17 protein-coding genes are annotated in these 21,944 nt (G+C 63.9%); 12 read left to right on the top strand and 5 right to left on the bottom strand.

From position 1 onward, the window contains the following. Positions 1–70: 70 nt before the first annotated feature. Entirely contained in the window at positions 71–253 is a 183-nt protein-coding gene (locus tag Q0D52_RS06405) for a hypothetical protein (RefSeq protein WP_294381073.1), read from the top strand. 188 nt (positions 254–441) lie between these two features. Here the strand turns inward: Q0D52_RS06405 and Q0D52_RS06400 are convergent, their stop codons facing one another. Both Q0D52_RS06400 and Q0D52_RS06395 read right to left on the bottom strand, forming a co-directional pair. Further along, positions 442–867, bottom strand: coding sequence for a type II toxin-antitoxin system VapC family toxin (locus Q0D52_RS06400; RefSeq protein WP_294381071.1), 426 nt, complete (start codon positions 865–867; stop codon positions 442–444). Next, positions 864–1,097 carry a hypothetical protein gene (locus Q0D52_RS06395; RefSeq protein ID WP_294381069.1) on the bottom strand — a complete coding sequence of 78 codons (234 nt, stop codon included), beginning with the start codon at positions 1,095–1,097 and terminating at the stop codon, positions 864–866. The genes Q0D52_RS06400 and Q0D52_RS06395 overlap by 4 nt, the downstream gene beginning before the upstream one ends. A 520-nt stretch (positions 1,098–1,617) precedes the next feature. Here Q0D52_RS06395 and Q0D52_RS06390 point away from each other — a divergent pair. Both Q0D52_RS06390 and Q0D52_RS06385 read left to right on the top strand, forming a co-directional pair. Continuing rightward, on the top strand, positions 1,618–3,261 hold the full coding sequence (locus tag Q0D52_RS06390; RefSeq protein ID WP_294381067.1) for an FAD-dependent oxidoreductase: 1,644 nt from the start codon (positions 1,618–1,620) through the stop codon (positions 3,259–3,261). Positions 3,262–3,274: 13 nt separating this feature from the next. Continuing rightward, positions 3,275–3,946 (top strand): cytochrome c3 family protein, encoded by a 672-nt coding sequence (locus Q0D52_RS06385; protein WP_294381065.1) that lies wholly within the window; start codon positions 3,275–3,277, stop codon positions 3,944–3,946. Between the two features lie 320 nt (positions 3,947–4,266). On the opposite strand, the gene Q0D52_RS06380 is transcribed toward Q0D52_RS06385, so the two are convergent. Continuing rightward, positions 4,267–5,319: a tRNA (N6-threonylcarbamoyladenosine(37)-N6)-methyltransferase TrmO gene (locus Q0D52_RS06380; protein ID WP_294381062.1), complete on the bottom strand. Its 1,053-nt coding sequence runs from the start codon at positions 5,317–5,319 to the stop codon at positions 4,267–4,269. Positions 5,320–5,462: 143 nt separating this feature from the next. On the opposite strand from Q0D52_RS06380, the gene Q0D52_RS06375 reads away from it, so the two are divergent. The 5 genes from Q0D52_RS06375 to Q0D52_RS06355 all read left to right on the top strand — a co-directional run bounded on the left by Q0D52_RS06375 (position 5,463) and on the right by Q0D52_RS06355 (position 12,022). Then, positions 5,463–5,993: a TetR family transcriptional regulator gene (locus tag Q0D52_RS06375; protein ID WP_294381059.1), complete on the top strand. Its 531-nt coding sequence runs from the start codon at positions 5,463–5,465 to the stop codon at positions 5,991–5,993. Between the two features lie 649 nt (positions 5,994–6,642). Then, a complete protein-coding gene (locus Q0D52_RS06370; protein ID WP_294381057.1) occupies positions 6,643–8,427 on the top strand; it encodes an FAD-binding protein in 1,785 nt (594 codons plus the stop codon). Positions 8,428–8,436: 9 nt separating this feature from the next. After that, positions 8,437–9,204 carry a cytochrome c3 family protein gene (locus tag Q0D52_RS06365; RefSeq protein ID WP_294381055.1) on the top strand — a complete coding sequence of 256 codons (768 nt, stop codon included), beginning with the start codon at positions 8,437–8,439 and terminating at the stop codon, positions 9,202–9,204. A 750-nt stretch (positions 9,205–9,954) separates the two neighbouring features. Beyond that, entirely contained in the window at positions 9,955–11,118 is a 1,164-nt protein-coding gene (fucO, locus tag Q0D52_RS06360) for a lactaldehyde reductase (RefSeq protein ID WP_294381053.1), read from the top strand. A gap of 427 nt (positions 11,119–11,545) precedes the next feature. Continuing rightward, on the top strand, positions 11,546–12,022 hold the full coding sequence (locus tag Q0D52_RS06355) for a hypothetical protein (RefSeq protein ID WP_294381052.1): 477 nt from the start codon (positions 11,546–11,548) through the stop codon (positions 12,020–12,022). A gap of 721 nt (positions 12,023–12,743) precedes the next feature. On the opposite strand, the gene Q0D52_RS06350 is transcribed toward Q0D52_RS06355, so the two are convergent. Both Q0D52_RS06350 and Q0D52_RS06345 read right to left on the bottom strand, forming a co-directional pair. Further along, entirely contained in the window at positions 12,744–13,694 is a 951-nt protein-coding gene (locus Q0D52_RS06350) for an SPFH domain-containing protein (protein WP_294381050.1), read from the bottom strand. A 331-nt stretch (positions 13,695–14,025) separates the two neighbouring features. Further along, positions 14,026–15,525: a helix-turn-helix transcriptional regulator gene (locus Q0D52_RS06345; RefSeq protein WP_294381048.1), complete on the bottom strand. Its 1,500-nt coding sequence runs from the start codon at positions 15,523–15,525 to the stop codon at positions 14,026–14,028. 405 nt (positions 15,526–15,930) lie between these two features. On the opposite strand from Q0D52_RS06345, the gene Q0D52_RS06340 reads away from it, so the two are divergent. The 4 genes from Q0D52_RS06340 to Q0D52_RS06325 all read left to right on the top strand — a co-directional run bounded on the left by Q0D52_RS06340 (position 15,931) and on the right by Q0D52_RS06325 (position 21,407). Further along, the gene (locus Q0D52_RS06340) at positions 15,931–16,803 is read left to right on the top strand and encodes a hypothetical protein (protein WP_294381046.1); all 873 of its coding nucleotides are present in this window, start codon (positions 15,931–15,933) and stop codon (positions 16,801–16,803) included. Between the two features lie 111 nt (positions 16,804–16,914). Further along, positions 16,915–19,965: a molybdopterin-dependent oxidoreductase gene (locus Q0D52_RS06335; RefSeq protein WP_294381044.1), complete on the top strand. Its 3,051-nt coding sequence runs from the start codon at positions 16,915–16,917 to the stop codon at positions 19,963–19,965. Next, on the top strand, positions 19,962–20,597 hold the full coding sequence (locus tag Q0D52_RS06330) for a 4Fe-4S dicluster domain-containing protein (RefSeq protein WP_042435612.1): 636 nt from the start codon (positions 19,962–19,964) through the stop codon (positions 20,595–20,597). The genes Q0D52_RS06335 and Q0D52_RS06330 overlap by 4 nt, the downstream gene beginning before the upstream one ends. A gap of 3 nt (positions 20,598–20,600) precedes the next feature. Beyond that, the gene (locus tag Q0D52_RS06325) at positions 20,601–21,407 is read left to right on the top strand and encodes a DmsC/YnfH family molybdoenzyme membrane anchor subunit (protein WP_294381040.1); all 807 of its coding nucleotides are present in this window, start codon (positions 20,601–20,603) and stop codon (positions 21,405–21,407) included. The last annotated feature ends 537 nt before the right edge of the window (positions 21,408–21,944 follow it).

Below are 21,944 nucleotides of genomic sequence, written 5' to 3'. Positions count from 1 at the left end.
CTGTCGGGTGGAATTTGGCCGGGGTTGAATGGGTTCTGGTGGCGTTATCAAGAAATTGGAGGGGATGAGCATGGCGAAAATCGATACGGATGAGCTGCGCGATTACCTGGAGGACTATTGCGGCACGGCAGCGTTTTCCGGGTTTCCCGCGGCGTTGCTCGATGTCGCGGACATCGAGGACATGGACGGCTACGAGCTCTGTGAGAAAGCGGAAGATCTTGGGATTGACTTGGGACAATTCGAGGTTGATTAGCAGTTTGCGCATGGATCAAGCGGATGCGCGTCAGCGTTAATTGGCGCACGGGCCAAGCAGGCGCGTTAAGGAGCGCAACCTTTGACGCGCAAGCACGCAGCAAGTTTTCGACAAGAAGGCGATGCGGAACGACCCGCATCGCCTTCTTCGCGTTCGTGGCGGGAGGTCGGGTTGCGGCGCCCCAACCCCTAGCACAGCCTGAGTGATTCCCCGAGGTCGTTTCCGCATTCGACCATCTTCAGGCCGGGGATGCGGCGATACAGGTCGGGCGAGCGCGTGAGCAGGGTGGCGTCGTGGCGCATGGCCATGGCGGCGATGACGATGATGTTCGTGCCCGTCGGCGCGCCTGCCGATTCCAGATGCAGGCGGATGCGGCAATGTAGGTTGCAGCAGCTGGAATCGTACGGCACCTTTTCGAAGGGCAGCAGGAACTGGCGCACGATTCGCGTGTTGCGCTCGGCATCGCGGCTTTGCGCGGCGGCGATTAAAAGTTCGGACTCCACGACCACGGGAATGCCGAACCCAGTCGGAGCTATGGAGCGCATCGTCGCAGGTGAAACGGATATATCGCCGCGCAGCAAGCCAACGCAGGTGCTGGTATCCAAATAGATCATCGCACGTGCCCCGCTTCCGCATCCAGCTTGCTCACGATGCGCACAGGCGTCTGGAACGTGTCGTCGTCGATGCTGCCGAACAGGCGCTCGAAGCCTGGCGGCCACTCGCTCACCGCAGCGTTGCGGATCAGCTCGGCAGCGCATTTCGAAAGCGATTTTCCGCCTGCTTGCGCCATGTCGCGCAAGGCGGCCATGGTCTCATCGTCCAAATACAAAGACAGCTGCGACATGCTTCCCCCTCTCGACGCCCCGGCGGTTTTGCCGCTGCGCGTGAAACGTTGCAAGCAGCATAGCCGAAGCGCGCGAGCCGAAGCGCGTAGGACGCGCAAAGCGCAGAAACTTCCCCGAGCTCGTATTGCGATCAGGTGGTCGAATTGCGCCGCAAATGCGTGCTGCCGCCTAAAACTCGATACGTTTGTGTTTTAACTCGCTAAGGCCAAGTAGCGTAGTGGATGGCTTTAGCGTTTCCCCAGGTCAAAAGCATGTGCAGAATAACGATAGAAACCCGATAGCCAGCAAAACACAAACGTATCGAGTTTTCGATCGCGGAGGGCAAAAGAAGGGGGCGGGCCCTGCTGTAAGGGTTGCGCCTGCTTGCTTTGCACGCATCCAAGTACAAAAACAAGTACAGCCTAGCGGGGTACGCCGGGCGCCCGTAGAGTGCTTTTTGGCTTTGCGAGCGGCTTTTCGGGATGACGAAACTCCAGCACGCGCGCGGGGCTGAGGAAGGTTCTTTGGAGAGGAGAAACTATGGAAGCAAAGGGAAGGGCCACGTCGCGCCGTAATTTCCTGAAGCTTGGCGGCATTTCCGCGCTGGGTGCGCTGAGCGCCGGCGCGCTTTCCGCGTGCGGCTATCAAGAGTACACGCCTTATGCCGATGGCGCTGTCGGCGTTGCGGGCAACGGCTTCACCACCGCCAGCGGGCTGCCGTCGTTCATGCAGGCGCCCGAGCCGATCACGAAGGTTTCCGAAACCGTCGATTGCGACGTGCTGGTCATCGGCGCCGGTGCGGCAGGTACCCCGGCGGCGCTGTCCGCGGCGGAAAGCGGTGCGAAGGTGGTGCTGCTGCAGAAGGAGCGTACCGCCATGTCGCACGGCAATTCCGCGGCGGGCCTGAACCTTGACAAGTGCGACCCGGCGGGCATCGAGCACTTGATCTCGCTGGTGGTGAAGGCGAACCAGCACCGTTCGCATCGCGAGCTGGTCAGCAACTGGGCCTACAATTCCGGCGAGGCGCTGCACTGGTGCATCGACCGCATCAAGTCCGTCGACGGCCCCGTGTCCGATGACGCCAATCGCCAGCAAACCGCCACGCTCAACATCAACGGTTTCAAGCTTGACTATGTCACGGCATTCTTCGGCCCCAAGCCCTTCACCACCGGCGATGCCATGCAGTCGCTGGCGAAGGTGGCGGCAGCAAAAGGCGTGGATATCCGCTATTCCACGCCGGCGCGCCAGCTGGTCACCGACAAGTCCGGTGCGGTCACCGGTGCGATCGCTCAGCGCGAAGATGGCGAATATGTGCAGGTCAACGCCAAGAATGGCGTGATCATCGCGACGGGTGACTATTCCAATGACAACGAGATGGTGGACTACTACATCCCCGACTTGCACAACTTCGAGCGCAAGCAGAACAACCAGACCGGCGACGGCCACAAGATGGGCATGTGGGTTGGCGCGGCCATGGAGCACATCGGCCATACCAAGATGCTGCACGACTTCGACGCCGGCCCGGCTTCCATGTGCGACATGCCGTTTTTGGCGGTGGCCGACAACACCGGCAAGCGCTTCGTCGACGAGACCGTGGAGATGAGCCTGCTGAACAATTACCTGCCCGATGGCAAGCATCCCGGCTGGTATTCCCAGATCTTCGACGCGAACTACATGACCGACGCCGCCGACTGGAAGGGCAAGCTGGTGGACCCCGAGGGCCTGCGCGTGTATATGCCCGAGGAGGACGTCGAACGCAAGGGCGTGTTCGCCGACCAGGTGCGCACGTTCAAGGCCGACACGCTCGAGGAGCTGGCGGTGAAGATCGGCCAGGACCCGGCGACGTTCGTGAAGACGGTCGAGGACTACAACGCCTTGTGCGAAGCGGGCGCCGACACCGAGTTCGGCAAGGATCCGAAGTATCTGATCCCCGTCAAGCAGGCGCCGTTCTACGGCATCCATCGTCGCATGCGCTGCTCCACCATTTGCGCAGGTCTCGAGGTCAACTGCGAAAACCAGGCGCTCACGGCCGAGGGCGAGCCGATCGAGGGCCTGTACGTCATCGGCAACTGCGCCGGCAACTTCTATGGCGGCGTTGATTACCCGTTGGATATCTACGGGCTGTCGCTGGGCCGTTGCGTGACCGCCGGCTACGTGACCGGCCGTGCGTTGGCTCAAAAGTAGGAAGGTGGAGAAGATGAGCGAGAACACTGAGAAGGCGGCCGAGCAAGCTGCCAAGCCTGCGTCGAAGAAGGGCATGACGCGCGGACGCATCGTCGCCGCCGTGGTGGTCGCGGTGGTTATCGTGGCCGGATGCGGCATGTTCGCCTGGCATAACAGCCCCAGCTTCTGCGGGACCGTGTGCCATACGCCCATGAGCAAGTACGTTGCCGATTTCGAGGCCGGCCCGGTCGATGGCGGAAGCACCGCCATGTTGGCCGCCTACCATGGCGCTGATGCGGACATGAACTGCCTGAGCTGCCACGAGGCCAAAATCGACGAGCAGGTGACCGAAGGCATGAGCTGGATTTCCGGCAGCTACAACTTCGATTCCGACACGCAGATGCTCGAAAGCCGCTCCGGCGAGCTGCCGACGGCCGAGTTCTGCCTGAAGAGCGGCTGCCACGACGGCATCAACACCGTCGACGACTTGACCGCCGCCACGGCCGATCGCGAGTTCAACCCGCATGATTGGAGCCAGCACGGCGTTGTGGCCTGCGGAAACTGCCACAAGGCCCACGAGACCAGCGAGTTTTACTGCACGCAGTGCCACCTGGACGCCACATACTCCAGCGTGCCGAGCGGCTGGAACGTCGTCATCGACGGCACCACTTACAAGGTGAACAACGGCCAGCTGGTCGAGCAGTAAGCGAGTGGTTAGCGAGCAGGTAGCGGCTTCGAGGGTCATGCGCCAGCCGAAGCTTGCCGAGCGGGAAGCGGGTCGCGTCTTGGACGCGGCCCGCTTTGCGTTGCCGGGAGCGCCGGCGAGGGTGCGGGCCTGCGCTGGCGGCGCGGGCGCGGCGGCGGGGCGGACGCGGCGCGGGCTTGCGCTAGCGGTTGCGATTCGCAAGAAAACCGCAGGTGGCGATGGGGTTGCGATCTGCGATGAGGCCACGGACGCTGGTGGTATCGCGTAAAGGCTGCTTGCTACGGCGGGGCGCTGGCGGCAGCGGACGTAGGGCGCCCCCGCTAGCTCACGCACACCACGTGCAGGACGTCGCCGTCCACGGTGAAGGCGACGTCCAGACCCGCGTAGGCCAGGTGATAGACACGGGTCGGCTCGTGCTTGCTGCCGGCGCGGCGCGGGTCCTGGCGCAGCACCTCCGCCAGGCCGGGCAGCTTGCCGGCGGGCACTTCGGCCTGCAGCTGCTCGGGAAAGTCCACGTCAAGCTCGTGCCAGGGCGCGTCTTCGATCCATCCGCCGCACGCGTCGGGATGGCAGTCGGCGAAGGGGATGTAGGGCTTGATGTCGTAGATGGGCGTGCCGTCGCGCAGGTCCGCACCCAGCACGTGGATGACGGGGCCGGCGTCGGTGAGCTCCAGGCGATCGAGCTTCACGCACGTCAGCCCGATGGGGTTCGGGCGGAACGGGCTGCGCGTGGCGAACACGCCCACGCGCTCGGCGCCGCCCAGCCGCGGCGGCCGCACAGTAGGCGACCAACGCGCAGGTTTGGGAGAGGCGGCGGGGGCGCTGGTCGCAGGTGCGGTCTTGCTCCCGCCCGCCCCCGCGCCCGCTCGCGCGTCGGCCACGTCGGCGACGGGCGTATTCTCCCTTGCCGGGGCGGAAGCGGATTCGGCGGCGCTCCCGGCGCCATCGTCCTCGGCGCTGATTTCGCCAACGGGGACTTCACTGTCAGTATTCTTGGCTGCCGTTTGTGTTGCGATGCTATCTTCGGCTTCTTGCTTGCCTGCCGTTGGATGCGGAAGTGCGGCACCCTCGCTACTGCTATCGGGTGCTTCTCCGCTTATCGTGCTAGGGATACCAGCCTTGCTTCCGCCCGCGGTCGCGCCCGCTCGCGCGCTATCGCCGGCGACGTCGGCGACGCCTCCGCCGGGTTCGCCGTTCTCGAAGCGCCAGAGCAGCCACAGGTGCGAGAAGCTGTCTATTCCGGCAACGGCGCTATTCAGCGCGTATTCCGGCTCGAACACGATGCACCCTTGCAGATGCGGGGCAAGGAAGCTGTTGCGGGGGATGCCGAACTTCTGCGGCAAATCGGTATGTATGCGAGCAATAGGTTTCATGCGCGCTATTGTATCGCGGCGCGCTGCGCCCGGCCGCGCCGCTCGCCGAAGGTTCTGCGGCATTTGCGTTGGAATCCGCCGGTATTTACTACTATGAAAGTATCAAATGCGGCGTCCGGTGCCGCTCGGCGAAGGAGGCATTCATGGCGGATTCGAAGCGGCTGTTGGCGGATGCGCTCACGGGCCTGATGGAATGCAAGCCGCTCGACCAGGTGCGCGTCGCCGAGATCGCCGCCGCGGCCGGCGTGAGCAAGCAGACCTTCTATCACCACTTCTCCGACAAGTATCACCTGATGGAGTACTGTTTCCGCGACATGTTCGCCGCCCCTTTCGAGCGCATGGGGACGCTTGCGCCCTTCGACGAGTGCTACATCGAGTTCCTCCAGCTGTGCCATGAGCGCAAGACGTTTTTGCGCAACGCCTTCACCTCCCAGGACGTGAACAGCCTGTATCGCGTGATGCACCACGCGCTGCGCGACGCGTACGGCGCGCGCGTGCGCGTGTTCGGCGTGCTCGATCAGGGGGAAACGGGGTTCTGCCTGGACTTCTTCTCGAAAGGCTGCGCAGGCTGCACGCGCCATTGGTTCGACCAGGGCATGGACTTCGAGGACGCCGAGCTGGTAAGCCTCATCCGCCAGTGCATCCCCGTCGGGGTTGCAAGGTTTTTCGAGTAGCCGGCCCTCCGTGGGCGTTCCGTTGTCGCCTGCGTAGCCGACGCCCCTCGTGAACAGGGGACGGAGGTGCGTTCACGCGCGGATCGTGCGAGCATTTCCACAGCCCTCTTTGCGCGTGCTATATCCGGGGCTGATTGCCGCCGCCGGTCGACTTCTGGACCGTTTCGCAGGTTTTGGCCCTCGTTTTCCCTCTGAAAACGCACTTCTGGGTGGTTTTCCGCGTCATTTTTCGCGTTCGCCAAATATGTCGCAAGAAAACCCCTGGTCAGCAAAATCCCAATCATACGCTTATGATTTTGCAGCCTGCAAAACCGCCCAGAAGTAACGGGGTCGTGGCAGACGGGGACGTGAACAAGCCCTCAGCACGAAGCTACGTAACAGACAAGTTGACGAAACATCAGAAAAGTAAAGTGCCCGCTTTACAAAACACCGTTTAGGTCCATTCCTCCCTCAATCTACGCTTCCCATAATCCCCCTCGTAGGGTCGAGCGCGCATAGGGCGTTTGCTCGAAGCGTCCCGCGAAACTTCGCGCTTTCGTCGGGGCGCACGTTGCCCGTCTGCTCCGAAGGGGGCTGCGAACCGACGCGCCGAATCGCGTCGTCGCCGCAGCAAAACAGCAGGTGGGCGCAAGCGAGAGGAAGGAACAACATGGACAAATCCGGAATCAGCCGCCGCAGCTTCCTGACCGGCGCTGCCGCCATCAGCGCGGCGCTTGCCGGCGCGGGCCTGACGGGCTGCGCTCCGAAGGTGGTCGGCGTTGCGGGCGGTGCCGCTGGCGCGGCGGGCTCGGGCAATGGCCAGACGATGGGCTTCGACGGCACGGGCGCCATGCCGTGGCTCGGCGAGGCGCCGTCTATCTCCGACAGCGACGTGGCCGAGACGCTTGACGCCGACGTCGTGGTCGTGGGCCTTGGCTGCGCGGGCGTCCCCGCAACGCGCGCGGCTGCCGAAGCCGGCGCGAAGGTCATCGCCATCGAGGCATCCGCCCAGCTCAACAGCGTGGCCAGCGACATGGCCATCCTAGGCGGCGAGACCATGGCCAAGTGGGAGCGCGGCGACGGCTTCCTGGACAAGCACATGGTGGTCAACATGCACATGGAGGAGGGGAGTCACCACTCCAACTTCGGCATAATCAGCCGTTATTGCGACGAGTCGGGCAAGGCGTTCGACTGGTTCGTCAAGGGGTGCCCGGACATGTACATCGCGTCCGAGACCTATGAGGAGGTCCCCGAGGCCAACCGCGCCCACTACCTGTACCCGTACTTTTATCCCATGCTGGAGACGTACGACTACACGAAAGAGGACATGCCGTGCTACCCCACGTCGGTGGGCTTCTCCAGCCTGGCCACGGCCATGGCCGACAACCTCAAGCGCGCACGGGAGGCCGGCGCCGAGGTTCGCTACAACACGAAGGGCGTGAAGCTCATCACGGCCGATGACGGCAGCATCGCGGGCATCTACGCGCAGGACACCGGCGCGGGCAAGTACCTGAAGATCAATGCGAAAAGCGTCATTCTGGCCACGGGCGACTACCTAGCCAACGAGGACATGATGAAGTACTTCGCCCCCGCGTGCGTCGAGAACGGCAACCAGATCCTGTCGCTGGACCTGGACGCGCAGGGCAACTACACCAACGTCGGCGATGGCCACAAGATGGGCGTGTGGGCCGGCGCGGCGGTGGAGCAGTGGCACGCGCCGATGATCCACCACATGGGCGGCGGCGCCGGCTCCGACGGCCGCGGCGTCATCGGCAATAACGGCTTTTTGTGGCTGAACCTGCACGGCAAGCGCTTCATGAACGAGGACGTGCCTGGTCAGCAGCTTGAGAACCAGGTCGAGCTCCAGCCGCAGCGCAAAGCCTATCAGTTCTTCGACAGCTCTTGGCCTGAGCAACTCAAGTACTTCCCGGCCGCCCACGGCATCGCCTGCATCTACAAGGACGAGGCGCTGCCGGACTGGACGCCGGCTGGCCTGAAGATCAACGTGCGCTGCCCGGCCGACATCGAGGCCGCCGTGGCCGAGGGCCGCTGCCTGAAGGCCGACACCATCGACGAGCTGCTGGCGAAGATCGACGGCATGGACGCCCAGGTGGCGAAGGGGTCCATCGAGCGCTACAACCAGCTGGCGAAGGCCGGCTCCGACGACGACTTCGGCAAGAGCAGCCAGCGTCTGTTCGCCCTGGAGAACGGGCCGTTTTACGCCGCCGAGTGCGGCGTGGCGCTCACGCTGGCGAACCTGGGCGGCCTGGAGTCCGACAGCGACTGCCACGTGTACAACACCGAGCGCGAGGTAATCTCCGGCCTGTACGTGGCCGGCGCCCCGCAGGGCGGCCGCTTCAACGTGCAGTACCCCATCTCGCTCAAGGGCCTGTCCGCCGGCATGTGCATGGTGTTCGGAAAGATCGCCGGCGAGAACGCCGCGGCGGGCAAGTAGGAGGCTGCCATGACCGACGAGAACAAGGTTACGGAAACCGTTTCCGCAGATGAGAAGGTTGCTGGCGACGCCGCGGGCGCGGCTGGTGCAGCGGGCGCGACCCCGTCGCGCAAGCGTAGCTGCCGCAAGGTGACGGCGGTTGTGGCCACCGTGGCCGTGGTGCTGGTAGCGGCCGGAGCGGGTTTCATGGTGTGGCATGAGCAGCCCAGCTTCTGCAGCGCGATCTGCCACACGCCCATGGACGGCTACCTGACCACGTACGAATCCACGCCGGGCGAGGCCGCCACGGACAAGTGGGGCAACCAGGTCGCCGACGCGTCCAGCATGCTGGCGCCGGTGCACGCCCAGGAGGGCATCACGTGCGTCGGTTGCCACGTGCCGCAGATGTCGGAGCAGGTCACCGAGGGTTTGGGCTGGTTGACCGGCAGCTACAGCGTCGTGCAGACCGTCGATGAGCGCTTCGTGCCCGAGGAGAAGTCGCTGTCCGACCTGACCGCCGCGCGCGGCATCGCCAGCGAGGCGTTCTGCCTGAACTCGGGTTGCCACGTCAACGACGACGGCTCCACCATGACTCGCGATGACCTGGTGGAGAAGACCAGCTACATGAAGCGCAACCCGCACGTGCAGGAGCACGGCGAGGTCGCCTGCAACGAGTGCCACAAGGCGCACCGCGCATCCACCGTGTACTGCAGCAAGTGCCACAGCGACGCCACCATCCCCGATGGCTGGATCAGCTACAAGGAAGCCGAGGCCCTAGAGCCCACGGCAGTCGAGTAGGGAAGGAGCGCGCCGCCGAGCGTGCTGTGAGCCCACCCCGCTTGCGAGCCCCTGCTGGGAATCCCAGCAGGGGTTTTTGCTGCCTCTGGTTGACTTCGGTGAACAGGGGACGGAGGTGTGTTCACGCGCGGATCGTGCGAGCATTTACCCAGCCCAATCTGGCCCGCAGCCCCGTCCGCGGCTCATTCGTGCGCGCTTATACCCTGGGCATGGTTGCCGCCTCTGGTTGACTTCTGGGCGGTTTCGCAGGTTTTGGCCCTCGTTTTCGCTTTGAAACCGCACTTCTGGGTGATTTTCGCGCGTCATTTTCGCATTCGCCAAATAGGCCGCAAGAAAACCCCTGGTCAAGAAAATCCCATGAACGCACTCATGTTTTCGCAGCCTGCAAAACCGCCCAGAAGTAGCGGGGTCGTGGCCAAGCGTGAGCCTGTTGCGTCCTCGCGAAGGACACCAGATGCCTGCGCGACTTCCGCTAACGCAGGGTGAACAGGGGGCGAAACAAGGCTGCGGCCGTGTCCCGATTCGAAGGTCGGGGCGTGCCGCAGCCTCATAAGTGATTTTACTTGATGAGAGTTTCTGGCAGGCACTCCCGCGACTCGTTCCCGTTCGCTTTGCCACCTAATCGTTACCGTGAGCGTTGCGATTTCTCCGGTAAACGGCGGGCTTTAGCGTTACACTGACAGCAGCTGTAACGGTGCGGGCTTCGTCAAGGGAAAACCGCTAGCCCGCTCAGGTAAAGGGGGTGCCGCCATGGCGGTCAATCGTTTCGTGCTCAACAACATCTCGTATCACGGCGCCGGTGCGATCGGGGAGATTCCCGGCGAGATCACGCGTCGCGGCTTCGCGAAGGCGTTCGTGTGCTCCGACCCTGACCTGGTGAGATTTGGCGTCACGGGCAAGGTGACGGCCAAGCTCGACGAGGCAGGCATCCCGTGGGGGCTCTACGACCAGATCAAGCCCAACCCCACCATCAAAAACGTGCAGGACGGCGTGGCTGCGTTCAAGGCTTCCGGCGCCGACATGGTCGTCGCCGTGGGCGGCGGTTCGGCTATGGATACCGCCAAGGGCATCGGCATCATCGCGGAGAACCCCGAGTTCGCCGACGTGGTCTCGCTTGAAGGCGTCGCGCCCACGAAGAACCACGCCACGTTCACCATCGCCGTCCCCACCACGGCGGGCACGGCGGCCGAGGTTACCATCAACTATGTGATCACCGACCCCGAAAAGGTGCGCAAGTTCGTGTGCGTCGACGTCAACGATATCCCCGACGTGGCGGTGGTCGACCCCGACATGATGGCCAGCATGCCGGCGGGCCTGACCGCGGCCACGGGCATGGACGCGCTCACGCACGCCATCGAGGGCTACACCACGAAGGGCGCGTGGGAGCTGTCCGACATGTTCCATCTGAAGGCCATCGAGCTGATCTCGAAGAACCTGCGCGCGGCATACGCCGAGGCGAAGTCGGGCAAGCCGGGCGCCGGCCGCGAGGGCATGGCGCTTGGCCAGTACGTCGCCGGCATGGGCTTCTCCAACGTCGGCCTGGGCATCGATCATGCCATGGCGCATACGCTGTCGGCGCACTACGACACGCCGCACGGCGTGGCGTGCGCAATGCTGTTGCCGGTGGCCATGGAGTTCAACAAGCCGGTGTGCGCCGAGCGTTTGGTCGACGTGGCGCGCGCCATGGGCGTCGACGTTGCCGGCATGAGCGCCGAAGAGGCTGCCGATGCGGCGATCGCCGCCGTGCGCCAGCTGTCCGCCGACGTGGAGATCCCGCATACCTGCAACGGTTTGGTGGCGGAAGACCTCGAGCAGCTGGCAACCGACGCTATGGCCGATGCCTGCTTCCCGGGCAATCCCCGCGAAGCCGACCACGCCCAGGTGGTCGACTTGTTCCGCAAGGTCATGGCGTAAGGTTGCGTTTCCGGGTGCGGCCTCATGGATAAGACTGCGCGCGAAGGGTCGTAAACGCAGGAGAGCGTGAGTACGCCGCCAAAGGGCCAGCGGTCTGAGCGACGGTAAGGGCCAGCAACTTGTTTCGAGTTGCTGGCCCTTTTTGGCAACGAAGCGGTGCGGGCGTCGATAGCGTTACGGTGGTGCGTCGGCAGGGTCACCACGATGTGCTTGCTTGAGTTGCATAATCGATATCGGGTCCGGTCTGGTGTTGCTTCGGGGGTATTGCGGCGCGGCGCGAGTTTCCGCTTTGCGGCCCAAGATGTCCTTTTCGCTATGGGGCGTGCCAATTACCAGGAGAAACCGTTCGTCGATGAAGTCATTTCGGCAATCTTGGGCATAGCTGTGCGTTTGCTATGCTGAAGCCCCCCCAATTGAAGGAGGCGACATGCGCAAGAACGGCAACATGCTTGAATGGGCAATTGAGGTTGCGGTGGTCGTTGCAATCGTGCTCTTGCTGATGGGAGCATGCTTTTGGGTGGTTCCGCATCTTCAGAAAATGGATCGCTCATCGTCGCCTACGTTCTCGGTCTTTGACGCCGAAGATGCACAATCGAAAAGGGGAAGCGTTCCGCAATCCGACGATATGGTTGGCGGTATCGACGATGTGGTCTTTCATGGTAAAGGGGTTGTGACGTCTTTGGACGCCGCCGCGCTCATTGCGTGCATTCGCATAACGTCAGAGGATTCTTATGGTCTTGAGCAAGGCGAAGAATATCGCTTCAATTTCGATGAGCGCTTCGAACAAGTAAAGCTTACGCTCGATGGTATCGATGTTGGCAGCGTTGTGGATTTTCGCTATCGAGCCATTACCTGCGACAAGGAAGGAACCCTCGTGGGCGAGTTCATTACGCTGGCGCTATAGGCTGCGGAAGGGTTTCGCGGTGCCGCTTGTGTTTGGGTGAACAGGGTGGTGCGGCGCTTCCGGGGGTGTCTGCGGTGCTCGTGGCCGAAAATGCGAGAGATGCGCAACTGCGGGAGGGTTCGATAGGGTACCCGTGTGCAGTTGGGCAGCAAATGCGGCGTTCAAGGTCGATTTCGCCGCATCGAGACCTGGATTCGGCTCCAATCCGGGTCGTGTCGGTGCAACGCACGGTTTTTGTCCATCACGCGGTCTTTTACCAAGCGTGTTGCCCTCGAAGGGTCGCGTCCGTCGGGCGCGATTTGATTTGGGGCGCTCTTGCGTGCTCCAAAGCGCGGACAGCAAACGCGCCAGGCGAACGAGGGGCGTCGGGCGAATAGGGGATGATGAGCGGGCGAACGGGGGACGGAGGGGCGTTGCTGTGAACGCACCTCCGTCCCCCGTTCGCGTTCCCCAACCACTCGGCAGCCGGTAACCTGCAGCTTTGCGAAGCCGACCACGCCCAGGTGATCGACCTGTCCCGCAAGGTGATGGCGTAAGGTGGCCTGTGCTGGTCCCGAGCTAAGGCGCTGGCGCGGAACCAGAACGGCCGCGATAAAGGCGTAACCTACTAGGGGTCGTCCCCGGAAGAACTCCGGGGACGACCCCTTCTTGCTGCTAGCGATTCTCTTGTGGGCGCGCATGAATCCCGGCGATCCTTGGGTGGGTCAAAGTCGGGCGTTGGCTAGGCCTCGAACGGGTTGCTTTCGTCCTTGGGCTGTTGCTGGGCGGCCTGCGCTGCAAGGATGTCCGGGAGGATCGAGGAGGAACCCTCGAAACCCGACGGCAGCAGGATGGTCGAGGCCTTGCCGGACTCGGCGAACGACCCCATCATCTCCACCCATTGGGTGTACGTGAACAGGTCGTTCGCTTCCTTGGCTGACACGCCCGAGGACTTGATCACGTCAAGCGATGCAGCGATGCCGTCGGCGATGGCCTTGCGCTGGTTCGCGATGCCGATGCCCGTCTGCTCCATGGCCTCGGCCTGGGCGCGCGCGGCCACGACGGTCTTGGTGCGCTCGGCCTCGGCAAGCGCCTTCGCCGCCTCCTGGTCGCGCTGCGCGGAGTTGATCGCGTTCATGGAGCGTTCGACGTCCTTCGGCAGCTCGATGTCGGTGATGAGCGTGGTGATGATGTCGTAGCCGTAGCCCGCCATGAGCTCCGTCACGGAATCCTTCACGTTTTGCGCGATGAGGTCCTTGTTGTCGAACACCTCGTCAAGCGTGTAGCCGGGGATAGCCGAGCGCAGCGCGTCGGCGATGTAGCTTTCCATCTGGTCGATGGGGTTGCTCAGGATGTAGTAGCTGCGGTAAACGCCCGACTGCTCGACGGTCTGGGCGGGCATCTGGTCGACGCGGAACTGAACCGACACCGCCGTGCCGATGGTCACGTTGTCCTTGGTCTTGCCGTTGAGCGAGTAGCGCGCCTCCTGCGTGCGCAGATTGACCTCGGCGGCGCGGCGTTCGATGATCGGGATCAGGAAGTGAAGGCCCGGCTGCACGATGCGGTTGAACTTGCCGAGACGCTCGATGATGGATGCCTCCTGTTGCCGCACGACGAACAGCATCGGCGAGCCGGCGACCGCGGATCCGACGGCCGCGATGACGAACAGGATGAGCAGGGTAAGAATGATCATGGGGGCTTCCTTTCTGCTGGGATGAGCTGATTCTACCGGATAGAGGAAGCCCGCAACGTAAAATCTGGCGCACGTCCCGTTCGCGAACGTGCGTGAGCTCTACGCTGCGATTGTTGCACGAATGCTGATGCGCAAAGCGCAGCGGCGACAACCTCGATCGCCGAAAGCGAGAGCCTGCTGCATCGAAGTGATGCGACAGCGGTTTTGGGGCAGCATCGATACGGCATGGTTCGGGTGGATTAGGCGAATACGCTATCCCTCTGGGAAGGACAAGACCGCCAGTGGGGCCATCGCGATGGAGGACACGGCTCGGGTGGACTACGCGAATGCTTTATCCTGCCTGGTCAACCTGCTTTTGCACGAGTGCTGCGAGCTCCTTTTTGCTGTGCACGTCCAGCTTGGCGTAGATGCTGCGGGTGTGGGCTCGGATGGTGTAGATCGACACAACCTCGCGGTCGGCGATCTCCTGGGCGGTCCGGCCGCGCGCCAGGCCCAGGAACACCTCGGTCTCGCGAGCGGACAGGCCCGCGGCGCGCGCGACCTCCTCGCAGGCCAGCTTCCATCGGCCCGGCTGCCTAGCTGCGCCGATGCCCGAAGCATCGTCCGCCGAATCCGCGCCGCCCTCATCCACGGGCAGCAGCATGCTGTTGATCTGCTTCTCGGAGAACACGAAGAGCACATCGACGAGCACGGCAACGCCGATCAAGGCGATGATGGCCTTCATCACGCTGTCCGAGATATGCGAGGCTTGATATGCCATGGCGAAAAGGCTTGCCACGAGCGTGCCTCCCGACAGCGCCGCATTGCCGAACGCCACGATGCGCAGCGCCCCGCCGCGCCACTGATATACCAGGTAATACAGCATGGCCCACACAACCATGTTGTAGCACGTGCATACCACCCACGCGCCCGAAGCCACAGCGGGCGTATTGAGGGAGAACATGGCGATGCACACGATGAGCACCGTGAGCGCGCATGCGGCGATGGAGTACATCTTGGCGAACCCGTCGCGGCGTGATCTTGCGAGCAGCACGGCGGCCATGATGGCGATCATGAGGGGGATCTCGATGAGCTGGGAGACCACGTTCGCGCCGACGGCGAACGTCGGCGGCACGCTGATCAGCACGTATGCGCGAATGAGCTCGAGCGCCGTTGAGCACAGGCCGATGGACGCCAGCAGCACCCAGAATCTGCGCGTCAGCTTCACCGGGGTGGTGAGCACCTGTTTCTCGCCGCGCACGTCTTTGCGCCGGATGCAGAACAGCGCGGCCCCGACCACGGGCAATGCGATGAAGGCCGCGACGGCGATCGGCTGCGGGCAGCCGTTCAGCACGAAATAGGCAGCGATGGAGAACAGCGTGCACTCGGCCAGCCGGTAGAGCGCGCGGTGGGGCGGCAGCGTGCCGAATAGGGCCGTCGCGCGTACGAACAGCATGGTGGTGCCGACGCCCGCGAGCACGCAGCCTGAGTTGAACAGCACGGTGAGCATGGAGTGGGGGACGGCTGCTCCTAGGACCTCGTTGCGGGCGTTGCAGATGAGGAACGTGCCCAGCGCGGCCACAAGGCCGCCAGTGAGCGTGGTGCGGTTTTTCGCCACCCATTTGGAGCAACGGTCGGCGAACGACGCGACGAGCAGCAGCGTGACGAAGCATGCCAGCAGATGCACGAGCATGAGGTTTTCCGTGATGTTGCTGTTGTTCGTCTCGTGCAGCCAAAACGACCCCGAGAACGCGATGGTGTTCCATGCGATCCAGCAGCCCAAGCTCAGATACGTCAGGCTGGGCGCCTGCCGGTCGATGGACGCGAGCGCGTTCGAGAATCGCTCGGCCATGCTTGCCGTCGTTTTGGTTTGTGCACGCTGACTTTGCGCTGTGCCGTTCTCCTCGCAGATTGCCATATCCCCCCCGATTCTTGAATGGCTGCTAAGCCGTTAGCCGGAAGGCGGCGCGATGCTATCGTCCCGCCATCGCTCCGCCGTCCTGCCGTTGCGGCTTGCGTGAACAGGGGACGGAGGTGTGTCCGCGTGTCTCGTCCGCGCGGTAAGCCCCCTGATTTCCGTCCCTATCCAGCTGATGCCGCAAGCCCTCTTCCTTGCCTAGCCATTCTAAACCCATACGTCCATATTCGACTAGTTAACAACTGACCATAAGGAGGTGCGAACATAGTTAACTAGTGACGTAGCTGGGGTTTTGCGGAAAACGTATGGTGGTGACCGTTCCGAGACGAGGGGGTCATTATGAACATCAAGAACAAGCCGCTGCCGAAGTTCGAGGTTCCGTCGAGCTACGAGAAATATGCGGAAGGCGGCTACCTGATGGATGTACGCGAGCCTGAGGCCGACAGCTTCGGCGATCGCAAGCCTTCCGTCGCCTCGGGCGCAGGCGCCGCAACCGTCGACCCCGCCGCCATCGCGCAGGGTGCGGGCGCGGATGCCGAATACGAGCTTCCCGACGAGCCCACGTTCGCTGATCGCGTGAACGTGGTGGTCATGTGCGTCGGCTCGCAGAACGCTTTGCGCGAGGCGCTGTATAAAACGCTGGCGTTTTGCCAGCAGCCCCATGATTTCACCGAGGTCGAGGATTTCATCGCTCAAACCGACGAGTTCGTCTACAGCCACATCATGCAGACGCCGTTCGCCATGATCCAGATGCTCATCGATGCCGGCGGCCTTGTGCAAACGCCGCTCGATGGCGAAGGCAACCCCATTGCCGACGAGCAGCTGGCCAACCTGTCCGAAGACGAGGCCGACGACCTGATCGCCACCTACCGCATCCAGGTCACCGATGCCGGCGCCGAAACCGTGCGTCTGCTGGCTCCCGAGCGCCGTATCGAGGCGCAGCTCTCCTTGCGGCCGCATCGCCGCGACACCTATTTCGCCGTCCTCGATTTCTGCACGCAGCCGCGCAAGTTCCCGGAAATCGAGGCGCTTTTCAAGAACGCTTCCGGCCTGTCGCAAGACATCGTTGCCGATCATCACAAGCTCTCGCCCGACTTCTACGTCGACAAGCTGGACAAGGCCGGCGCGCTGGTGTGGCGCGGCGCCTGGGTCGCAACCGACGCGGGCAAGCGCATGTTGCGAGCCCACAAGCGCGAGCAAGCAACCGCGTAACCGCGCCCGCACGTCCTATCCCATCCCACCCAACAAGCAATATGGCAGCAGGCGATGCCCGCTGCCTATCGCAATAGACGAGTTCGCAAGGATCAAAAGGAGGAGGAAGCTTTGTCTACGACTATGACACGTCGCTCGTTCATGAAGACGGCAGCGGTCACCGGCGCGGTCGGCGCGCTGGGGCTGGGCTGCGCCCACAACATGGCGCCGAGCGACAAGGCGTGGGCCGACAACGACGTGCACGAGGTCCGCACGTCCTGCCGCGCCTGCATCGCGAACTGCGGCGTCATCGCCACGGTGAGCAACGGCCGCGTCATCAAGCTGAGGGGCGATTCCATCGACCCCATGTCGAAGGGTCGCATGTGCCCGAAGGGCCTGTCGGGCATCCAGGCGCTGTACCATCCCAACCGCAACAAGTACCCCATGAAGCGCGTGGGCGCAAAGCCCGGCAACCAGTGGGAGCGCATCAGCTGGGACGAGGCGGCGAAAACCGTGGCCCAGCACATGATCGACATGCGCGACAAGACCGGCAAGCACGGCCTTCTGTGCACCACGGGCGGCGGCGGCAACCCGCAGTTCTTCAGCCCGCCGCGTTTCCGCAACTTCTGGGGCGCAGGCAACGTGTTCGAGCCCGGCTGCGCGCAGTGCTACCTGCCGCGTAACTTCACGATGCCGCTGGTCAACGGCATCGGCGACACCTCGATCGCCGACTCCGGATGCTCGGAGCTGTACAAGCCGGCCAAGTACGGCGGGCTGACGGAAGTCTACGTCATCTGGGGCACCGGCCCGGCGTGGCATTCGCCTTCCACTTCCGGCCGCTGCGTGGCCGAGCTGCGCGAGAACGGCTGCAAGACCGTCGTCGTCGACCCGCGCTTCACCGCCGACGCTTCCAAGGCCGACGTGTGGCTGCCCATCAAGCCCGGCACCGACATGGCCATGATGCTCGGCTGGATGCACTACATCATCGAGAACAAGCTCTACGAGAAGATCTCCGGCTACGAGACCTTCTGCGAGCAGTGGACCAACCTCCCGTTCCTCGTCGATCCGCGCGACAACGTCAGCCTGCCGCCCGTTGCCGAGGACATCACCAAGGACGGCCAGCTGCTGCGCGCCTCCGCCGTGTTCGACGACGTAGACGCCACCAACGAGGGCTACGTGTACTTCGACACCGAGAAGGGCGAGGTCGTGAAGGCGTTCGCCCTGGGTCCGGACAACGACGGCACGTACCACCCGCAGATGTTCGGCACCGTGGACGTGAAGCTCAAGGACGGCTCCACCATCACGTGCAAGACCGCGTTCGAGGCCTACAAGGACCGCTGCGCCGACTTCGATTTGGACACCGTGGCCGAGATCACCGGCTGCAAGAAGGAGAAGATCATCGAGGCCATCGAGCTGTACTGCTCGAGCGCGCACGGCGGCATCTCCCTGGGCGTGGCAACCGACATGTACCCGGGTTCGGCGCAGGCCGCCATCGGCGCTGCGGCGCTGGACTGCATGACCGCGCACCTGTGGCATAGCGGCTGCCCGGCCAACAAGGTCGGCGGCCAGGGCTCGAAGGGCCTGACCAGCTGCGAGTCCACCATCTTCCCCTCCGGCTTCATCGGGGACACGAAGTACGAGTTCCAGACCAACGACGCCATCCTCGAGCGCCTCGGCTACTGCGAGCACAAGGGCCTGGGCGGCTGGATGCACTCCCACATCCCCACGGTGCTCTCCGCCGTGCTCACCGGCGAGCCGTACCAGCCGAAGGTGTGGATCGAGCGTTCCGGCAACAAGATGGCCGCGCTGGGCAACTCCAGCTCGTGGGTCGACGCGTTCCCGAAGTTCGACCTGATCGTGCACGGCTACATGTACCCGACCAGCTTCACCACCGAGGCCGCCGACATCGTGTTCCCCGTGTGCGAGTGGCTGGAGAACGCGTTCGCGCAGAACCGCCTGAACGTCAACCTCATGCGCAAGCCGGTGACGAACCTGTTCGAGGCCGCCGACGAGATCATGATGTGGGGCAAGATCGCCGAGGCCATGTCCGACCCCAGCTCGGAGCTCTATGACGCCAACATGGAGGCGTGCATGGACGACGAGAAGATCGGCAGCCCCATGGTGCCCGCATATTGGAAGACCATCAACGAGTACTGGGATTGGGTCGCCCAGCAGGGCGGCGACAAGTCCGTCACCACCATGGAGCAGGCCATGGATGCCTTCCCCATGAAGTGGGCCGAAGACGACGAGTACTGGGGCGGCACCACGTATGACGGATACTGCCAGGTCAACGCCGGTGCCGGCGTCGCCGGCAAGGTGGATCCGGGTATGGAAGGCGCCAGCGCCGACGACGGCAAGGTCACCTACACCGGCTTCTCCACGGCCGCCCGCGACATCAAGGACAACCCGAAGAAGTGCGGTCCGTACGCCGACACCATGCTCTACCTGGGTCGTCACGGCAACGAGAAGTTCGACATGCCCGCCGCGGTGGTGGACTACAACCCCATGCCGTACTACTTCACGCCCGAGGACCAGAGCGAATACGGCGACGAGTACCCGCTGCGCCTGACCGAGGGCCGCATCCCGTACTTCCATCACGGCACGCTGCGCAACAACCCCTACCTGCGCGAGCTGTACCCGGCGCCCGAGCTGTGGATCAGCCCCGAGAACGCCGGCAAGTACGGCATCGTCGATGGCGATTGGGTGAACATCAAGAGCCCGCGCACCGATGGCAAGGACGTGTTCCGCGACATCACCACGGGCCTGTCCACCGACACGGTCATGGCCGGCGGCAAGGACGCGAAGTTCGGCCCCAGCGAGTTCGCCCCCGGCGAGGAGCTGACGGCGGGCGGCCAGAGCGTCGTCAAGGACGGCATCTTCGCCGTGGCGCGCGTGACGAAGGGCATCGCGGAGGGCACCGTGTACATGGAGCGCTTCTGGAACCCCGAGTTTCTGGAGGACGGCTCCGACGGCCGCAAGTCCTGGACCACGGAGAACATGAACGTGCTGACGAAGAACACGGGCTACTTCAACCCCGAGTTCGGCACCTACACCCTGCGCGGCATCCACGTCAAGGTTGCCAAGGCGCAGCGCCCGGAGGGCATCTGGTACGAGCCGACCGACTTCGAGCCCTGGATGCCTGAGCCCACGGAAAACACGGGAGGAGCGTTTTACACCAAATGAGCCGCAATTGCTTAGTTGTTGACCTGGATAAATGCATCGGCTGCCACGCGTGCGAGGTGGCCTGCAAGAACGAGAACGGCATCGCCTTGGGCGAGTACTGGAACCGCGTGCTGCAGATCGGCCCGCACGGGACCTTCCCCGACCTGGAGCAGTATTGGCTGCCCGTACAGTGCCAGCAGTGCGAGGATGCGCCCTGCGTGCACGTGTGCCCGACCGGCGCGAGCTATCGCGACGCCGACGGCAAGGTGCTGGTGGACAAGGAGAAGTGCATCGGCTGCAAATACTGCATGATGGCCTGCCCCTATGGCGTTCGTTCATGGAACGCCAAGGAGAAGGCCGTCGAGAAGTGCACCCTGTGCGGTCAGCTGACCAGCGCCGGGCAGGAGCCCGCGTGCGTGGCCGCCTGCTGCGCGAACGCCCGCTTCTACGGCGACCTGGACGACCCGAACTCCGACGTGTCCAAGGCCGTGGCGGCCGCCGACCCGGCAAGCCTGCACACCCTGCACGACGCCGGCAACAAGCCGCTGACGCGCTACATCCTGTCCGACAAGATCGCCACGTGGCATGACGTGGACGCCATCAAGCCGGCGTCCGACGCGCAGGACGCCGCGTGGTTCGCGAAGGAGGCGTAAGGCATGGAGATCCAATGGTCCCTGGTTTTGTTCACGGCCCTGACCGGCATGGGCGGCTGCATGTTCGCGTGCGTCGCCGCCGATGAGTTCCTCGGCCGTGCGAAGGCCGCGGCGTTTCCCGCGGCGTTGGCGGCGCTGGTGATCGCCGTCGTGGGCGGTCTGGCTTCCGTGACGCACCTGTCGCACCCCGACCGCATGATGGGCGCGCTGAGCCACCCGACGTCGGGCATCTTCACTGAGGCGCTGCTGGTGGGCTGCCTGTGCGCGTGCGTGGTGGTGTACCTGGTGCTGGTCAAGCGCGAGGCTGGCGCGGGCGCCCGCAAGGCCGTCGCCGTCATCGGCGCGGTGTTCGGCGTGCTGCTGAGCTTCATGGCGGGCGAGTCCTACCTGATGGCGGCGCGCCCGAACTGGTGCAGCCAGCTGCTGCCGCTGGGCTACCTGCTGACCGCGGTGCCCGAGGGCATCGCCGCCTACCTGGTGGTCGTGGCGGCGAAGGCCAAGGACGCCGACGTGGCGCCGTACGGTCGCGCGCTGCTGGTCGGCGGCGTGCTGGCCGCGGTGGGCGCCGCAGCCTACGTGTTGTGGGCGGGTCCCGCCGATGGCGTGCAGTGGGCGCTGCTGGTCGTGGCCGTGCTGGGCGCCGGCGTGGTGCCGGCCGCGTGCGGCGCGCTGCTCGGCAAGAAGCCCGAGAGCCTGATGGCCATGGCCGGCGGCTCGCTGGCCTGCGCGTTCGTGGGCGCGGTGTCCTACCGCTGCATCATGTGGCTGATCACGGTCCCGATCGCGAACCTGTTCCTGAACGTGCTGTAAGCGCAAGGCCGGGGGAAGGGGATTCCCTTCCCCCGGCCGGTTTGCCCGGCGGCTCAGGCCGCCGGGGCGGGGCCGATTCGCGTTGGCGCGCAAGCGCGAGGCGGAAAGCCGATACGTCTGCGCTTAAACCGGGGAGCTCCAAGTAGCTCATTTATGCACAACCGTTTGACTAGGGCAAACGATTGCCTTACCGAGCTAGCTACTTGGGGGGCTGGAAAGCAAACGCAGACGTATCGGCTTTCCCCGCGGGAAGGGGCTCTCGCATGCCGCGTAGGCTTCCCGAATCCCGATCCCGTTTCGCAGATCGTGCTTTTAGCGGAGGTTTACGGGATCTTCCCTTCAAGCGCTCTTTCGGGCTTTTCCCGCGATGTATTCGCGGTTCGTATTCGCTCTCCCTACCTCCCTCCCTTCCCCCGGCGAATGCGAACCGCGAGCGCATCGAGCATGGTGCAACCTGCAGCGGCTTTCGGCGTTGTCGAAAGCGTTCGCCGCGCGGCCGCGACCTTTCGTCTTGGGCGATATCGGGATATCCCCGGC

The organism is uncultured Senegalimassilia sp. (assembly GCF_934630535.1).
Lineage (GTDB): Bacteria > Actinomycetota > Coriobacteriia > Coriobacteriales > Eggerthellaceae > Senegalimassilia.
The sequence above is the reverse complement of the archived record's forward strand: the minus strand, read 5'-3'. Positions and strand labels throughout refer to the sequence as shown.

Excerpts from the sequence above, each read along its gene's own strand:
- Q0D52_RS06405 (WP_294381073.1), top strand. The coding sequence starts at position 71 with ATGGCGAAAATCGATACGGATGAGCTGCGCGATTACCTGGAGGACTAT.
- Q0D52_RS06400 (WP_294381071.1), bottom strand. The coding sequence starts at position 867 with ATGATCTATTTGGATACCAGCACCTGCGTTGGCTTGCTGCGCGGCGAT.
- Q0D52_RS06395 (WP_294381069.1), bottom strand. The coding sequence starts at position 1,097 with ATGTCGCAGCTGTCTTTGTATTTGGACGATGAGACCATGGCCGCCTTG.
- Q0D52_RS06390 (WP_294381067.1), top strand. The coding sequence starts at position 1,618 with ATGGAAGCAAAGGGAAGGGCCACGTCGCGCCGTAATTTCCTGAAGCTT.
- Q0D52_RS06385 (WP_294381065.1), top strand. The coding sequence starts at position 3,275 with ATGAGCGAGAACACTGAGAAGGCGGCCGAGCAAGCTGCCAAGCCTGCG.
- Q0D52_RS06380 (WP_294381062.1), bottom strand. The coding sequence starts at position 5,319 with ATGAAACCTATTGCTCGCATACATACCGATTTGCCGCAGAAGTTCGGC.
- Q0D52_RS06375 (WP_294381059.1), top strand. The coding sequence starts at position 5,463 with ATGGCGGATTCGAAGCGGCTGTTGGCGGATGCGCTCACGGGCCTGATG.
- Q0D52_RS06370 (WP_294381057.1), top strand. The coding sequence starts at position 6,643 with ATGGACAAATCCGGAATCAGCCGCCGCAGCTTCCTGACCGGCGCTGCC.
- Q0D52_RS06365 (WP_294381055.1), top strand. The coding sequence starts at position 8,437 with ATGACCGACGAGAACAAGGTTACGGAAACCGTTTCCGCAGATGAGAAG.
- fucO (WP_294381053.1), top strand. The coding sequence starts at position 9,955 with ATGGCGGTCAATCGTTTCGTGCTCAACAACATCTCGTATCACGGCGCC.
- Q0D52_RS06355 (WP_294381052.1), top strand. The coding sequence starts at position 11,546 with ATGCGCAAGAACGGCAACATGCTTGAATGGGCAATTGAGGTTGCGGTG.
- Q0D52_RS06350 (WP_294381050.1), bottom strand. The coding sequence starts at position 13,694 with ATGATCATTCTTACCCTGCTCATCCTGTTCGTCATCGCGGCCGTCGGA.
- Q0D52_RS06345 (WP_294381048.1), bottom strand. The coding sequence starts at position 15,525 with ATGGCCGAGCGATTCTCGAACGCGCTCGCGTCCATCGACCGGCAGGCG.
- Q0D52_RS06340 (WP_294381046.1), top strand. The coding sequence starts at position 15,931 with ATGAACATCAAGAACAAGCCGCTGCCGAAGTTCGAGGTTCCGTCGAGC.
- Q0D52_RS06330 (WP_042435612.1), top strand. The coding sequence starts at position 19,962 with ATGAGCCGCAATTGCTTAGTTGTTGACCTGGATAAATGCATCGGCTGC.
- Q0D52_RS06325 (WP_294381040.1), top strand. The coding sequence starts at position 20,601 with ATGGAGATCCAATGGTCCCTGGTTTTGTTCACGGCCCTGACCGGCATG.